This is a genomic window from Streptomyces sp. NPDC002463 (genome assembly GCF_042889835.1).
Taxonomy (GTDB): domain Bacteria; phylum Actinomycetota; class Actinomycetes; order Streptomycetales; family Streptomycetaceae; genus Streptomyces; species Streptomyces nymphaeiformis.
Window position 1 is genome coordinate 41,961 of sequence record NZ_JBIARL010000035.1, and the last position, 14,450, is coordinate 56,410.

At 71.6% G+C, this 14,450-nt stretch carries 14 protein-coding genes; 1 reads left to right on the forward strand and 13 read right to left on the reverse strand.

Annotated elements, in window-relative coordinates; translation table 11 throughout:
- Nucleotides 1-68: 68 nt before the first annotated feature.
- The 6 genes from carB to pyrR all read right to left on the reverse strand — a co-directional run bounded on the left by carB (nucleotide 69) and on the right by pyrR (nucleotide 8,006).
- Nucleotides 69-3,377 carry a carbamoyl-phosphate synthase large subunit gene (carB, locus tag ACFYX3_RS39605; protein ID WP_389024673.1) on the reverse strand — a complete coding sequence of 1,103 codons (3,309 nt, stop codon included), beginning with the start codon at nucleotides 3,375-3,377 and terminating at the stop codon, nucleotides 69-71.
- Nucleotides 3,370-4,512, reverse strand: a complete 1,143-nt coding sequence (carA, locus tag ACFYX3_RS39610; RefSeq protein ID WP_376585869.1) for a glutamine-hydrolyzing carbamoyl-phosphate synthase small subunit — start codon at nucleotides 4,510-4,512, stop codon at nucleotides 3,370-3,372. Before carA ends, carB begins: the two co-directional genes overlap by 8 nt.
- On the reverse strand, nucleotides 4,509-5,090 hold the full coding sequence (locus ACFYX3_RS39615) for a hypothetical protein (protein ID WP_352024447.1): 582 nt from the start codon (nucleotides 5,088-5,090) through the stop codon (nucleotides 4,509-4,511). Before ACFYX3_RS39615 ends, carA begins: the two co-directional genes overlap by 4 nt.
- A complete protein-coding gene (locus tag ACFYX3_RS39620; protein WP_389024676.1) occupies nucleotides 5,087-6,373 on the reverse strand; it encodes a dihydroorotase in 1,287 nt (428 codons plus the stop codon). The genes ACFYX3_RS39615 and ACFYX3_RS39620 overlap by 4 nt, the downstream gene beginning before the upstream one ends.
- Nucleotides 6,374-6,375: 2 nt before the next feature.
- Nucleotides 6,376-7,353, reverse strand: a complete 978-nt coding sequence (locus ACFYX3_RS39625; protein ID WP_352024449.1) for an aspartate carbamoyltransferase catalytic subunit — start codon at nucleotides 7,351-7,353, stop codon at nucleotides 6,376-6,378.
- An 83-nt stretch (nucleotides 7,354-7,436) separates the two neighbouring features.
- Nucleotides 7,437-8,006: a bifunctional pyr operon transcriptional regulator/uracil phosphoribosyltransferase PyrR gene (gene pyrR, locus ACFYX3_RS39630; protein WP_116162017.1), complete on the reverse strand. Its 570-nt coding sequence runs from the start codon at nucleotides 8,004-8,006 to the stop codon at nucleotides 7,437-7,439.
- A 245-nt stretch (nucleotides 8,007-8,251) separates the two neighbouring features.
- On the opposite strand from pyrR, the gene bldD reads away from it, so the two are divergent.
- Entirely contained in the window at nucleotides 8,252-8,752 is a 501-nt protein-coding gene (bldD, locus tag ACFYX3_RS39635; RefSeq protein ID WP_015032294.1) for a transcriptional regulator BldD, read from the forward strand.
- A 154-nt stretch (nucleotides 8,753-8,906) separates the two neighbouring features.
- Here bldD and nusB read toward each other — a convergent pair whose 3' ends face one another.
- The 7 genes from nusB to ACFYX3_RS39670 form a co-directional block, all read right to left on the reverse strand.
- Nucleotides 8,907-9,344 (reverse strand): transcription antitermination factor NusB, encoded by a 438-nt coding sequence (gene nusB / locus ACFYX3_RS39640; protein WP_116162016.1) that lies wholly within the window; start codon nucleotides 9,342-9,344, stop codon nucleotides 8,907-8,909.
- 2 nt (nucleotides 9,345-9,346) lie between these two features.
- Nucleotides 9,347-9,913 carry an elongation factor P gene (efp, locus tag ACFYX3_RS39645; RefSeq protein ID WP_376585882.1) on the reverse strand — a complete coding sequence of 189 codons (567 nt, stop codon included), beginning with the start codon at nucleotides 9,911-9,913 and terminating at the stop codon, nucleotides 9,347-9,349.
- A 48-nt stretch (nucleotides 9,914-9,961) separates the two neighbouring features.
- Nucleotides 9,962-11,074, reverse strand: a complete 1,113-nt coding sequence (locus ACFYX3_RS39650) for an aminopeptidase P family protein (RefSeq protein WP_389024681.1) — start codon at nucleotides 11,072-11,074, stop codon at nucleotides 9,962-9,964.
- Between the two features lie 60 nt (nucleotides 11,075-11,134).
- Nucleotides 11,135-12,211 (reverse strand): AAA family ATPase, encoded by a 1,077-nt coding sequence (locus ACFYX3_RS39655; protein WP_389024683.1) that lies wholly within the window; start codon nucleotides 12,209-12,211, stop codon nucleotides 11,135-11,137.
- A 122-nt stretch (nucleotides 12,212-12,333) separates the two neighbouring features.
- Nucleotides 12,334-12,780, reverse strand: a complete 447-nt coding sequence (gene aroQ, locus ACFYX3_RS39660) for a type II 3-dehydroquinate dehydratase (RefSeq protein ID WP_376585891.1) — start codon at nucleotides 12,778-12,780, stop codon at nucleotides 12,334-12,336.
- Complete coding sequence (aroB, locus tag ACFYX3_RS39665) at nucleotides 12,777-13,874, reverse strand: 3-dehydroquinate synthase (RefSeq protein WP_184932496.1); 1,098 nt, start codon at nucleotides 13,872-13,874, stop codon at nucleotides 12,777-12,779. Before aroB ends, aroQ begins: the two co-directional genes overlap by 4 nt.
- Nucleotides 13,871-14,389 (reverse strand): shikimate kinase, encoded by a 519-nt coding sequence (locus ACFYX3_RS39670; RefSeq protein ID WP_030693083.1) that lies wholly within the window; start codon nucleotides 14,387-14,389, stop codon nucleotides 13,871-13,873. The genes aroB and ACFYX3_RS39670 overlap by 4 nt, the downstream gene beginning before the upstream one ends.
- Nucleotides 14,390-14,450: the final 61 nt, after the last annotated feature.

Here is a 14,450-nt window from a genome sequence, read left to right on the forward strand (position 1 = left end):
GGTGGCTCCAGGTCATGACGAGGGGGACACCGCGGTCCTGCCGGTGTCCCCCTCCTCGTACGGGCTTGCTAGTCGCGGGCCGCGATCAGGTGCTCCGCGTGCTCCTGGAGCGAGCGGACGCCCACGCCGCCGTGGTTCAGCGCGTCGATGCCCTGGACGGCCGCGGCGAGCGCCTGGACCGTGGTGAGGCAGGGGACGCTGCGCGCCACCGCGGCCGTACGGATCTCGTAGCCGTCGAGGCGGCCGCCGGTGCCGTACGGGGTGTTGACGATCAGGTCGACCTGGCCGTCGTGGATGAGCTGGACGATGGTCTTCTCGCCGTTCGGGCCTTCGCCCTCGCTGAGCTTGCGGACGACCGTGGCGTTGATGCCGTTGCGCTTGAGGACCTCGGCGGTGCCGGAGGTGGCGAGCAGCTCGAAGCCGTGGGCGACGAGCTCGCGGGCCGGGAAGATCATCGAGCGCTTGTCGCGGTTGGCGACCGAGATGAACGCGCGGCCCTTGGTGGGCAGCGGGCCGTAGGCGCCGGCCTGCGACTTGGCGTAGGCCGTGCCGAAGACCGCGTCGATGCCCATGACCTCGCCGGTGGAGCGCATCTCCGGGCCGAGGACGGTGTCGACGCCGCGGCCGTGCACGTCGCGGAAGCGCGACCACGGCATCACGGCCTCCTTGACGGAGATCGGCGCGTCGAGCGGCAGGGTGCCGCCGTCGCCGGTCTTCGGCAGCAGGCCCTCGGCGCGCAGCTCGGCGATGGTGGCGCCCAGCGAGATGCGGGCGGCGGCCTTCGCGAGCGGCACGGCGGTCGCCTTCGAGGTGAAGGGGACGGTCCGGGAGGCGCGCGGGTTGGCCTCGAGGACGTAGAGGATGTCGCCGGCCATGGCGAACTGGATGTTGATCAGGCCACGGACGCCGACGCCCTTGGCGATGGCCTCGGTGGAGGCGCGCAGGCGCTTGATGTCGAAGCCGCCGAGGGTGATCGGGGGCAGGGCGCAGGCCGAGTCGCCGGAGTGGATGCCGGCTTCCTCGATGTGCTCCATGACGCCGCCGAGGTAGAGCTCGGTGCCGTCGTAGAGCGCGTCGACGTCGATCTCGATGGCGTCGTCGAGGAAGCGGTCGACCAGGACCGGCCGGGTGGGGCTGATCTCGGTGGACTCGGCGATGTACGACTCCAGGCGGGCCTCGTCGTACACGATCTCCATGCCGCGGCCGCCGAGCACGTACGACGGGCGTACGAGGACGGGGTAGCCGATCTCGTCGGCGATGGCCTTGGCGTCGGCGAAGGTGGTCGCGGTGCCGTGCTTCGGCGCGGGGAGACCGGCCTCGGCGAGGACGCGTCCGAAGGCGCCGCGGTCCTCGGCGGCGTGGATGGCCTCCGGGGAGGTGCCGACGACCGGCACGCCGTTGTCCTTGAGCGCCTGGGCGAGGCCCAGCGGGGTCTGGCCGCCGAGCTGGACGACGACACCGGCGACGGGACCGGCGAGGGTCTCGGCGTGGACGATCTCCAGGACGTCCTCGAGCGTGAGCGGCTCGAAGTACAGGCGGTCGGAGGTGTCGTAGTCCGTCGAGACGGTCTCCGGGTTGCAGTTGACCATCACGGTCTCGTAGCCGGCGTCGCTCAGGGCGAAGGAGGCGTGGACGCAGGAGTAGTCGAACTCGATGCCCTGGCCGATGCGGTTCGGGCCGGAGCCCAGGATGATCACCGCGGGCTTCTCGCGCGGGGCGACCTCGGTCTCCTCGTCGTAGGACGAGTAGAAGTACGGGGTCTTGGCGGCGAACTCGGCGGCGCAGGTGTCGACCGTCTTGTAGACCGGGCGGACGCCGAGGGCGTGCCGGACCTCGCGGACGACGTCCTCGCGCAGGTCCCGGATCTCGGCGACCTGGGCGTCGGAGAAGCCGTGGCGCTTGGCCTCGGCGAGCAGCTCGGGGTCGAGCTTCTCGGCGGCGGCCAGCTCGTCGGCGATCTCCTTGATCAGGAAGAGCTGGTCGACGAACCACGGGTCGATCTTCGTGGCGTCGAAGACCTCCTGCGGGGTGGCGCCGGCGCGGATGGCCTGCATGACCGTGTTGATGCGGCCGTCGGTCGGGCGGACCGCCTCGCGGAGGAGTTCGGCCTTGTCGCCGGGCTCTCCGGTGAAGGAGAACTGCGAGCCCTTCTTCTCCAGGGAGCGCAGGGCCTTCTGGAGCGCCTCGGTGAAGTTACGGCCGATGGCCATGGCCTCGCCGACCGACTTCATCGTGGTGGTGAGGGTGGAGTCGGCCTGCGGGAACTTCTCGAAGGCGAAGCGCGGGGCCTTGACGACGACGTAGTCGAGCGTGGGCTCGAAGGACGCCGGGGTCTTCTCCGTGATGTCGTTCGGGATCTCGTCCAGCGTGTAGCCGACGGCGAGACGGGCCGCGATCTTGGCGATCGGGAAGCCGGTCGCCTTGGAGGCGAGCGCGGAGGAGCGGGAGACGCGCGGGTTCATCTCGATGACGATGATCCGGCCGTCGTCCGGGTTGACCGCGAACTGGATGTTGCAGCCGCCGGTGTCGACGCCGACCTCGCGGATGATCGCGATGCCGATGTCGCGGAGGCGCTGGTACTCGCGGTCGGTGAGCGTCATCGCCGGGGCGACGGTGATCGAGTCACCGGTGTGGACGCCCATCGGGTCGAAGTTCTCGATGGAGCAGACGACCACGACGTTGTCGTGCTTGTCGCGCATGAGCTCCAGCTCGTACTCCTTCCAGCCGAGGATGGACTCCTCCAGGAGCACCTCGGTGGTCGGGGAGAGCGTGAGGCCCTGGCCGGCGATGCGGCGCAGCTCGTCCTCGTCGTGGGCGAAGCCGGAGCCGGCGCCGCCCATGGTGAAGGAGGGGCGGACGACGACGGGGTAGCCGCCGAGCGTCTCGACGCCCTTGAGGACGTCGTCCATGGAGTGGCAGATGACGGAGCGGGCGGACTCGCCGTACCCGATCTTGGCCTTGACGGCCTCGACGACGCCCTTGAAGAGGTCGCGGTCCTCGCCCTTGTTGATGGCCTCGACGTTGGCGCCGATGAGCTCGACGCCGTACTTCTCGAGCACACCCTGCTCGTGCATGGAGATCGCGGTGTTGAGCGCGGTCTGGCCGCCGAGGGTGGGCAGGAGGGCGTCGGGGCGCTCCTTGGCGATGATCTTCTCGACGAACTCGGGGGTGATCGGCTCGACGTACGTGGCGTCGGCGATCTCCGGGTCGGTCATGATCGTGGCCGGGTTGGAGTTGACCAGGATCACCCGCAGGCCCTCGGCCTTGAGGATGCGGCAGGCCTGGGTACCGGAGTAGTCGAACTCGGCGGCCTGGCCGATGACGATCGGGCCGGAGCCGATGACCAGGACGGACTGGATATCGGTGCGCTTAGGCACGCTCGGCCTCCATCAGAGAAACGAAGCGGTCGAAGAGGTACGCGGCGTCGTGCGGGCCCGCGGCCGCCTCGGGGTGGTACTGGACGGAGAAGGCCGGCTGGTCGAGCAGCTGGAGGCCTTCGACGACCTGGTCGTTCAGGCAGACGTGGGAGACCTCGGCACGCCCGTAGGGGGTGTCGGAGACCCTGTCGAGGGGCGCGTCGACGGCGAAGCCGTGGTTGTGCGCGGTGACCTCGACCTTGCCGGTGGTGCGGTCCTGGACCGGCTGGTTGATGCCCCGGTGGCCGTACTTCAGCTTGTAGGTGCCGAAGCCGAGCGCGCGGCCGAGGATCTGGTTGCCGAAGCAGATGCCGAAGAGCGGCGTCTTGCGCTCCAGGACGGCCTGCATGACGGCGACGGGGCCGTCGGCGGTGGCCGGGTCGCCCGGGCCGTTGGAGAAGAAGACACCGTCCGGGTTCACGGCGTAGATGTCCTCGGCGGTGGCGGTGGCGGGGAGGACGTGGACCTCGATGCCGCGCTCGGCCATCCGGTGCGGGGTCATGCCCTTGATGCCGAGGTCGACGGCGGCGACGGTGAACTTCTTCTCGCCGATCGCGGGGACGACGTACGTCTCCTTGGTGGCGACCTCGGCGGAGAGGTTGGCGCCCTTCATCTCGGGCTGCTGGCGGACCTCGGCGAGCATGGTGCCCTCGTCGGGGAGCGCGCTGCCGGAGAAGATGCCGACGCGCATGGCGCCGCTCTCGCGCAGGTGGCGGGTGAGGGCGCGGGTGTCGATGCCCTGGATGCCGACGACGCCCTGGTTGCGCAGCTCCTCGTCGAGGGAGCGCTGCGAGCGCCAGTTGGAGGAGACGCGGGCGGGGTCGCGGACGACGTAGCCGGAGACCCAGATCTGCGCGGACTCGGGGTCCTCGTCGTTGACGCCGGTGTTGCCGACGTGGGGAGCCGTCATGACCACGACCTGCCGGTGGTACGACGGGTCGGTGAGGGTCTCCTGGTAGCCGGTCATGCCGGTGGAGAACACGGCCTCGCCGAAGGTCTCCCCCACGGCCCCGTAGGCGCGGCCGCGGAAGATGCGGCCGTCCTCCAGGACGAGTACGGCGGGAGTCTTGGCGGCTCCCCTGGTGGAGGTCGTCATCGTGCGATGCCTTCCGTCGTGGTGGTTACGGCGTTCATGGAGTTGATGGCCTCGACCCAGGCCGTGTGCTCGGCCGCCCGGTCGGAGCGGAAGCCGGAGTCGAGCTGCTTGCCGCCGTGCTCCCAGGTGACGATCAGGAGCCCGCCCTCGGTGAGGACCTTGCCGGCGATGCCCTTGTCGAGGCGGGCCTCGCGCAGCGCGGCGGCCGGCACGAAGAAGTCGTTCGCCCCGGGGCGGACGACCTCGATGCCGGCGTCGGTGAGCGTGAGCTCGACGCGGCTGCGGGTGCCGAGGCCGTGGGCGACGATCCGGTCGAGCCACTGCCCGGCGGTCGTGGACCCGTGGTAGCGCCCGCTGAGAGTCAGTTTCGCCTCACCGGTGGACTCCGGCGCGGTGGGGAGCTCCGGGAGGTCGGACTGGAGGCTGCCGCGCCACTTCCATCCCTGGCGCATGAGCCAGTACACGAAGACGACGAAGAGCAGCAGTCCTGCGACCCAGCCGAGCCGCCCGGCCCAGTCGGTCACCTCCGCCGACTTCTGCTCGGCTGCCTCTGCGGCGATTGCGATGAGTGGTGTCACGCCAGCTTCCCGTCCACGACCGTTGCCCGGCCCCGCAGGAAGGTGTGGGTGACGCGTCCCGGCAGCTCACGGCCCTCGTAGGGGGTGTTGCGGCTGCGGGAGGCGAAGTCCGCGGGGTCCACGACACCACGGTAAGCCGGATCGACCAGCGTCAGGTTCGCGGGCTCACCTGCCGAGACGGGGCGTCCGTGACCCTTCGCCCGTCCGATGCGGGCGGGCGCGAAGGACATCCGGTCGGCGACGCCGGCCCAGTCGAGGAGGCCGGTCTCGACCATCGTCTGCTGGACGACGGAGAGGGCGGTCTCCAGGCCGACCATGCCCATGGCGGCCGCGGCCCACTCGCAGTCCTTGTCCTCGTGCGGGTGCGGGGCGTGGTCGGTGGCGACGATGTCGATCGTGCCGTCGGCCAGCGCCTCGCGCAGGGCGAGGACGTCCTTCTCGGTGCGCAGCGGCGGGTTGACCTTGTAGACCGGGTTGTACGAGCGGACCAGCTCGTCCGTGAGGAGGAGGTGGTGCGGGGTGACCTCGGCGGTGACGTCGATGCCGCGGGACTTGGCCCAGCGGACGATCTCGACGGAGCCGGCGGTGGAGAGGTGGCAGATGTGGACGCGGGAGCCGACGTGCTCGGCGAGGAGGACGTCGCGGGCGATGATCGACTCCTCGGCGACGGCGGGCCAGCCGCCCAGGCCGAGCTCGGCGGAGACGACGCCCTCGTTCATCTGGGCGCCCTCGGTGAGGCGGGGCTCCTGGGCGTGCTGGGCGACGACGCCGCCGAAGGCCTTCACGTACTCCAGGGCGCGGCGCATGATCACGGCGTCGTCGACGCACTTGCCGTCGTCGGAGAAGACGGTGACGCCTGCGGCGGAGTCGTGCATGGCGCCGAGCTCGGCGAGCTTCTTGCCCTCGAGGCCGACGGTGACGGCGCCGATGGGCTGGACGTCGCAGTAGCCGTGCTCCCGGCCGAGGCGGTAGACCTGCTCGACGACGCCGGCGGTGTCGGCGACCGGGTGGGTGTTGGCCATGGCGAAGACGGCGGTGTAGCCGCCGGAGGCGGCGGCGCGGGTGCCGGTGAGGACGGTCTCGGAGTCCTCGCGGCCGGGCTCGCGCAGGTGGGTGTGGAGGTCGACCAGGCCGGGCAGCAGGATCTGGCCGTCGGCCTCGATGACGGTGGCGCCCTCGGCGGACAGGCCCGTGCCGACCTCGGCGATGGTCTCGCCGTTGATGAGGACGTCCTGGACGTCGCCGCCGAGGACCTTCGCACCGCGGATAAGGATCTTGCTCATGGTTACTTGTTCTCCTCGGTACGGGCGGGGGTGGCGGAGTCGTTGCCGCCGAGCAGCAGGTAGAGGACGGCCATCCGGATGGAGACGCCGTTGGCGACCTGCTCGACGACCGTGCAGCGGTCGGAGTCGGCGACCTCGGCCGTGATCTCCATGCCGCGGACCATCGGGCCGGGGTGCATGACGATGGCGTGCTCGGGCATCTTCGCCATCCGCTCGCCGTCGAGCCCGTAGCGGCGCGAGTACTCGCGCTCGGTCGGGAAGAAGGCGGCGTTCATCCGCTCGCGCTGCACACGCAGCATCATCACCGCGTCCGACTTCGGCAGCACGCTGTCGAGGTCGTACGAGACGTCGCAGGGCCAGGTCTCGACGCCGACGGGGACCAGGGTGGGCGGGGCCACCAGGGTGACCTCGGCGCCGAGGGTGTGCAGCAGGTCGACGTTCGAGCGGGCGACCCGGCTGTGCAGGACATCACCCACGAGGGTGATGCGCTTGCCCGCGAGGTCCTGGCCGAGGCCGGCGTCGCGGCCGACGAGGCGGCGGCGCATGGTGAAGGCGTCCAGGAGGGCCTGGGTGGGGTGCTGGTGGGTGCCGTCGCCGGCGTTGATGACGGGGGCGTCGATCCAGCCGGAGGTGGCGAGCCGGTACGGGGCGCCGGAGGCGCTGTGCCGGATGACGACCGCGTCGACGCCCATGGCCTCCAGGGTCTGCGCGGTGTCCTTGAGGGACTCGCCCTTGGAGACGCTGGAGCCCTTGGCCGCGAAGTTGATGACGTCGGCGGAGAGGCGCTTCTCGGCGGCCTCGAAGGAGATCCGGGTCCGGGTGGAGTCCTCGAAGAAGAGGTTGCAGACGGTCCGGCCGCGCAGGGTCGGCAGCTTCTTGATGGGCCGGTCGGCCACCCGGGCCATCTCCTCGGCGGTGTCGAGGATCTGGACGGCGTCGTCGCGGGTGAGGTCGGCGGCCGAGATGAGGTGACGCATCATCGGGTTTTCGCTCCGTGGTGGGAGGGTGAGGGCATGCGGGTGCGCAGGGCTGTGCCCCGGACCCGTCGGGGGTGCCGGTCCGGTTAGGAGGAGGCGGGCTTGCCGCCGAGCAGGACGGTGTCGCGACCGTCTTCCTCGGCGAGCAGGACCTTGACCGTCTCCCGCAGCGACGTGGGGAGGTTCTTGCCGACGTAGTCGGCGCGGATCGGAAGTTCGCGGTGGCCGCGGTCGACGAGGACCGCGAGCTGGACGGCGCGCGGGCGGCCGATGTCGCCGAGGGCGTCGAGGGCGGCGCGGATGGTGCGGCCGGAGAAGAGGACGTCGTCGACGAGGACGACGAGGCGGCCGTCGATGCCGTCACCGGGGATCTCGGTGCGGCCGATGGCGCGGGCGGGCTTCAGCCGCAGGTCGTCCCGGTACATGGTGATGTCGAGGGAACCGACCGGGATCTTGGAGCCGGTGATCGATTCGAGCTTCTCGGCGAGCCGGCGGGCGAGGAAGACGCCGCGGGTGGGGATGCCGAGGAGGACCACGTCGTCGGCGCCCTTGGCGCGCTCGACGATCTCGTGGGCGATGCGGGTCAGGACCCGCGCGATGTCAGGGGCCTCGAGAACGGGCCGCGCTTCGTCGCCGTACTGCTGCTGAGTGTCCATGGAAAACGGACCTCCTTCTCCGCCTCACGGGACGGCTCTTAAAGGACGTCGGATTTGCGCCGTTCACTCTACCAGGGGTCGGAGGCCCGGTCCCGCGCACCCCTGCCGCCCCTCCGGGCGCCGTCCCCCGGGAGGAGGCGGTACGGACCATTCGGCTTGACGGGTAGGTGTAACGCTGCGTAACCTCACAGTGAGTTACCAGCCGCGCGGCGCAGCCGCATGTCGTCACAGCGTCCGGGAGCGTTATGTCCAGCGAATACGCAAAGCAGCTCGGGGCCAAACTCCGTGCCATCCGCACCCAGCAGGGTCTGTCCCTCCACGGGGTGGAGGAGAAGTCCCAGGGCCGCTGGAAGGCGGTCGTGGTCGGCTCGTACGAGCGCGGAGACCGCGCTGTGACCGTGCAGCGTCTTGCCGAGCTGGCCGACTTCTACGGGGTGCCGGTGCAGGAGCTCCTGCCGGGCACGACCCCGGGCGGGGCCGCCGAGCCGCCGCCGAAGCTGGTCCTGGATCTGGAGCGCCTGGCCCACGTCCCGCAGGAGAAGGCGGGCCCGCTCCAGCGCTACGCGGCGACGATCCAGTCGCAGCGCGGCGACTACAACGGCAAGGTGCTGTCGATCCGTCAGGACGACCTGCGCACCCTCGCCGTCATCTACGACCAGTCCCCCTCGGTCCTCACCGAGCAGCTGATCAGCTGGGGCGTCCTGGACGCGGACGCGCGCCGCGCGGTCGCCCACGAGGAGAACTGACCCCTTACGAGGGCACAGCAGAAACGTACCGCCGGGCCCGTGGCCGTCATCCGACGACCACGGGCCCGGCTTCGTTCTTCCCCGGACGAGCCGGCGATACGCGAAGGGGCCCGCAGCACCGAGTGCTGCGGGCCCCTTCGCGTGCCGTACGGGACTAGACGTCCGCGTCCCGGCGCAGGCGCGGCTTCAGGTCCTTGAAGCGTCCCAGCAGGCCGTTGACGAAGGCCGGGGACTCGTCCGTGGAGAACTCCTTGGCGAGCTGCACCGACTCGTCGATCGCGACCGCGTCCGGCGTGCCGTCCTCCCAGATCAGCTCGTACGCACCGAGGCGCACGATGTTCCGGTCGGCGACGGGCATCCGGTCGAGGGTCCAGTCCACCGAGTAGGTCTCGATGAGCTCGTCGATCCGCGCCACGTGGGCCGCGTATCCCTCGACCAGCTGCATGGTGAAGTCGTTGACCGGCGGCTGACGGTCGTCCGACCGCGCCAGCCGGACCTGGTCCGCGAGAACCTCCTGGACGGAGGCGCCACGCTGGTCGGCCTCGAAGAGGATCTGGAAGGCGCGCTTGCGCGCCTTGCTCCGAGCGGCCACGGTTACTTGTTCACCCGGCCGAGGTAGTCGCTGGTGCGGGTGTCGACCTTGACCTTCTCACCGGTGGTGATGAAGAGCGGGACCTGGATCTCGTGGCCGGTCTCCAGCGTGGCGGGCTTGGTGCCACCGGTGGAGCGGTCGCCCTGGACACCCGGGTCGGTGTGCTGGATGGTCAGCTCGACGGCGGCCGGGAGCTCGACGTAGAGGACCGAGCCCTCGTGCTGCGCGACGGAGGCGGTGAAGCCCTCGATGAGGAAGTTGGCGGCGTCGCCGACCGACTTGCGGTCGACGTGCAGCTGGTCGTAGGTGTCCATGTCCATGAAGACGAAGTACTCGCCGTCCATGTAGGAGAACTGCATGTCGCGGCGGTCGATGGTGGCCGTGTCGACCTTCACGCCCGCGTTGAAGGTCTTGTCGACGACCTTGCCGGACAGCACGTTCTTGAGCTTGGTGCGCACGAAGGCCGGGCCCTTGCCGGGCTTGACGTGCTGGAACTCGACGACGGACCAGAGCTGGCCGCCTTCGAGCTTGAGCACCATGCCGTTCTTGAGGTCGTTCGTGGAAGCCACGGTTGCGGAATCTCCTGGACTGACGTGGACCAAAAAGGCGTACGCGCCCTACAGCGCGAGCAGCTCCTTGGTCGTGATGGTGAGTAGCTCGGGTCCGCCGTCCGCCTCCTGGCGTACGACGAGCGTGTCATCGATCCGGACTCCGCCCCGGCCCGGGAGGTGGACCCCCGGTTCGACGGTGACCGGCACGCAAGCGTCCAGTTTACCCATGGCCGAGGGTGAGAGCTGCGGGTCCTCGTCGATTTCGAGCCCCACCCCGTGCCCGGTGAGCGGTACGGCGGACTCCGCATGCCCCGCGGCGTCCAGGATCTGGCGGGCCGCCCGGTCCACGTCGCGGTACTCGGCGCCGGGTGCGAGGGACTCCCGTCCGGCCCGCTGAGCGGCGAAGACGAGCTCGTACAGCTCGATCTGCCAGTCGGCGGGGGTGGTGCCGATGACGAAGGTGCGGCCGATCTCGCACCGGTAGCCGCGGTAGTCCGCGCCGAGGCAGACGGTGAGGAAATCACCCTCCTCGACCCGTCGGTCGGTGGGCCGGTGCCCGCGGCGCCCGGAGTGCGGGCCGGTCCCGACGGAGGTGGGGAAGGCGGCCCCGTCGGCGCCGTGGTCGACGAGCCGCCGCTCCAGCTCCAGGGCGAGGTGGCGCTCGGTCCGCCCGACGAGGATCGACTCCAGGAGCTCGCCGAGGGCCTGGTCGGCGATCTCCGCCGCGATCCGCAGGCAGGCGATCTCGTCCTCGTCCTTGACGATCCTGAGCTGTTCCACGGCGCAGGCGAGGTCGGCGAGGCGCAGTGCGGGGGCGACGGAGCCCATGGCCCGGTGCCGGGCGACCGTCAGGTGGTGCTCCTCGACCGCGAGCGCGTCGGCGCCCGCCCGGCGGGCGAGATCGACGGCGGCGACCGCCGGATCGCCCCCTCCGGAGGGCAGGACCTGCTGCCGGAGCAGCTCGTCGAGCCGCCCGTCGGCCGGCTCGCCGCCGGGCGGGACGGGGCAGAGCAGCACGTCCGACTCCGGTTCCGGCCCGACGAGCAGGACGGAGCCGGGCGGCGAACCACCCGCGAGATAGCGGACGTTGGCGGGGCGGGAGACCAGGGCCGCCGGGCTGCCCGCGGCCGCGCACCGGTCGCGCAGCCGCACCCGGCGGTCCGCATACACCTCTGACATGCTCCGAGCCTACGAGCGCCGCGCCGCGACGGCCTGTTCAGGACGGCCGTCCGGGCGGGGTCACCAGGTGGGCGGGCTCGCGATCGCGCGGGCGAGGACGTCGTCGAGGACGCGCGCGGTGGTCTCCACGTCGTACGTGGAGTTGTCGATGATCGGCAGGCCCGAGCCGTACCAGCCGGCCATCCGGCCGTGGATGGCGGCGACCTCCTCGTCCGACAGGCGCCGGTTGCCGCTGCGCTCGGCGTTGCGCTCCAGGACGATCTCCAGCCCCGGCAGCAGGACGACGGGCAGCAGACCGGGGCCGACGTGCCGCTTCCAGCCGCCCAGCCCGACGACGGGCCGGTCCGGGAAGACGGCGTCGTCGACGATGCAGGAGATGCCGTTGGCGAGGAAGTTGCGCGCGGCGAAGCCGCAGGTGCGGCGGGCGAGCCGGTACTGCGCCTCGGAGTGCTCGTTCCAGCCGGACTGCGGGTCGGCGAAGCCGGAGCAGACCCACTCGCGGACGTCGTCGAGGCTGATGTGCGCGGTGGGCACGCGGCGGCGCTGCGCCCAGTGCCGCGCGACGGTCGTCTTGCCCGCGCCCGCGGGGCCGATGAGCAGGACGGCGAGGGTGGCCGCACCGGTCCCGGCGCCGAGCTCCGCGGGCGGCGCGAGCGGCGCGCTCACGGGCGGCAGCGGCACGTGCCCGGTCATGTCCCCGCGCGGCGGCGCGGAGGAGGGGTGCTGCGGGGGTGCGGCAGGGTGCTGGTGCTGGGGTATGCCTCCCGGCGCGCCCCAGCCCGGTCCGGGCCCGGAGGGCGGCGGGGCGTGCGGGGGCCGGGGAGCACCGGCCTGAACCGTCGGGTGCACACCGAGCCGGGGTCCGGACGGCGGCGCGGGGTACGGGGTGCCGGGCGGCAGCGGCGGAGGCACGGGCACCTGCCCACCGGGCTCCCCCCCGCCTGCCGCGGGTGTCGGTACGGAACCGGGCACGGGTACGGACCCGGGGGCTTGTGCGGAACCCGGCACCATCACAGACCCGGGCGCCGGTGCGGAACCGGATGCCGGTACCGGACCGGGCGCGGGTCCCGGGCCGGGGCCGGGTGCCCGGCCCGGCTGCTCGGGCGGTGGCAGCGGACCCCCCACTGCGTGCTGCATCCGGTGCCACTCCCACTCGTGCGCCTGCTGGATCCCCGGACAGGTGTGTCCGGGGACGGCGGAACGTTACCGCCCCGGCCCCCCCACAGGGGGAACGGCCGGGGACGCCTCCTGGTGCCCTGTCAGTCGGTGAGTTCCTCGGCGAGCGCCCGCAGCGCCAGCCGGTAGGAACCGATCCCGAACCCGGCGACCGTGCCGGTCGCCACGGCCGCGATGACCGAGGTGTGCCGGAACTCCTCACGGGCGTACGGGTTCGAGATGTGCACCTCGATCAGCGGGGCGGTCCGCTGGGCGGCGGCGTCGCGCATTCCGTACGAGTAGTGGGTGAAGGCGCCCGGGTTGATCACCACGGGGACCGAGCGGTCCGCGGCCTCGTGCAGCCAGCGGATCATCTCGCCCTCGTCGTTGGTCTCCCGCACCTCGACGTCGAAGCCGAGCTCCGCGCCGAGGGTCCGGCAGGACTCGACGAGCCCCTTGTAGGAGGTGGCGCCGTAGATGTCGGGCTCGCGGGAGCCGAGGCGGCCCAGGTTGGGCCCGTTGAGCACCAGGACCGGACGCGCCTCGCTCACGCCGACACCTCCCCGTACGCCGCGATCAGGACGGCCGGGTCGGGGCCCTCCAGGACGGTCGGCTTGCCGAGCCCGTCGAGCACGATGAAGCGCAGCAGGTCGCCGCGGGACTTCTTGTCGACCCGCATCGTCTCCAGGAGCTTGGGCCACTGGTCGCCGCGGTAGGTGAGCGGCAGGCCGACGGACTCCAGGATCGCCCGGTGCCGGTCGGCGGTGGCGTCGTCGAGGCGACCGGCGAGGCGGCCGAGCTCGGCGGCGAAGACCATGCCGACGGAGACGGCAGCGCCGTGGCGCCACTTGTACCGCTCGTTCTTCTCGATGGCGTGGGCGAGGGTGTGGCCGTAGTTGAGGATCTCCCGGCGGCCGGACTCCTTGAGGTCGCCGGAGACGACCTCCGCCTTGACCTTGATCGAGCGGACGAGCAGCTCGGCGGTGTGCGGCCCGGCAGGGGTGCGGGCGGCCTGCGGGTCCTCCTCGATGAGGTCGAGGATCACCGGGTCGACGATGAAGCCGGCCTTGATGATCTCCGCGAGACCGCTGACGTAGTCGTGCACGGGCAGCGAGTCGAGCGCCGCGAGGTCGCAGAGGACGCCGGCGGGCGGGTGGAAGGCGCCGACGAGGTTCTTGCCCTCGGCGGTGTTGATGCCCGTCTTGCCGCCGACGGCCGCGTCGACCATGGCCAGGACCGTGGTCGGCACGGCGATCCAGCGCACGCCCCGCAGCCAGGTCGCGGCGACGAAGCCCGCGAGGTCGGTGGTGGCGCCGCCGCCGACGCCGACGACGACGTCGCTGCGGGTGAAGCCGGTCTGTCCGAGCGCCTTCCAGCAGTAGGCGGCGACCTCGGCGGTCTTCGCCTCCTCGGCGTTCGGCACCTGGATGGCGACGGCCTCGTAGCCCTGCTCGGCGAGGTCGGCGCGGAGCGCCTCGCCGGTGTCGGCGAGCGCCTCCGGGTGGATCACGGCGACCCGCTTGGCCTGGGTGCCGATCAGCGCGGGGAGCTCACCGAGGAGCTGCCGGCCGACCAGTACCTCGTACGGATCGGTGCCCGCGGAACCGCCGACCTGGATACGGGTCACCTGGTCCTGGTCCGTCATACGTCCTTCAACTCCAGAGCGTCGAGGACCGCCTGGGCGACCTCTTCGGGGGTGCGGTCGTCCGTCGCGACGACGACCCGTGCGACTTCGGTGTACAGGTGGCGGCGCGCCTCCATCAGCTCGCGCCACTGGCGGCGCGGGTTGACGGCGAGGAGCGGCCGGGCGGTGTTGAGTCCGACCCGCCGTACGGCCTCCTCGACGTCCATGGAGAGGTACGCGACGGGCAGCCCGGTGAGCAGGGCGCGGGTCCCGGCGTCGAGGATCGCGCCGCCGCCGAGGGCGAGGACGCCCTCGTGCTCGGCGACGGCCGTGGCCACCGCGGCCCGCTCCAGGGCGCGGAAGTGCTCTTCGCCGTCCTCGACGAAGATGTCGGAGATCTCGCGTCCTTCGGCGGCGACGATGTCGGCGTCGGTGTCCCGGTAGGGCGCGCCGAGCCGTTCGGCCAGGAGCGCGCCCACCGTGGACTTGCCGGAGCCCATGGGGCCGACGAGGACGACCAGGGGTCCGGCGGTCACCGGATGTTCAGGTTGTCGAGGTACGACCGCACGTTGCGGCGGGTCTCGGCCACGCTGTCGC

Excerpts from the sequence above, each read along its gene's own strand:
- carA (WP_376585869.1), bottom strand. The coding sequence starts at position 4,512 with ATGACGACCTCCACCAGGGGAGCCGCCAAGACTCCCGCCGTACTCGTC.
- ACFYX3_RS39620 (WP_389024676.1), bottom strand. The coding sequence starts at position 6,373 with ATGAGCAAGATCCTTATCCGCGGTGCGAAGGTCCTCGGCGGCGACGTC.
- ACFYX3_RS39625 (WP_352024449.1), bottom strand. The coding sequence starts at position 7,353 with ATGATGCGTCACCTCATCTCGGCCGCCGACCTCACCCGCGACGACGCC.
- pyrR (WP_116162017.1), bottom strand. The coding sequence starts at position 8,006 with ATGGACACTCAGCAGCAGTACGGCGACGAAGCGCGGCCCGTTCTCGAG.
- bldD (WP_015032294.1), top strand. The coding sequence starts at position 8,252 with ATGTCCAGCGAATACGCAAAGCAGCTCGGGGCCAAACTCCGTGCCATC.
- ACFYX3_RS39650 (WP_389024681.1), bottom strand. The coding sequence starts at position 11,074 with ATGTCAGAGGTGTATGCGGACCGCCGGGTGCGGCTGCGCGACCGGTGC.
- ACFYX3_RS39655 (WP_389024683.1), bottom strand. The coding sequence starts at position 12,211 with ATGCAGCACGCAGTGGGGGGTCCGCTGCCACCGCCCGAGCAGCCGGGC.
- aroB (WP_184932496.1), bottom strand. The coding sequence starts at position 13,874 with ATGACGGACCAGGACCAGGTGACCCGTATCCAGGTCGGCGGTTCCGCG.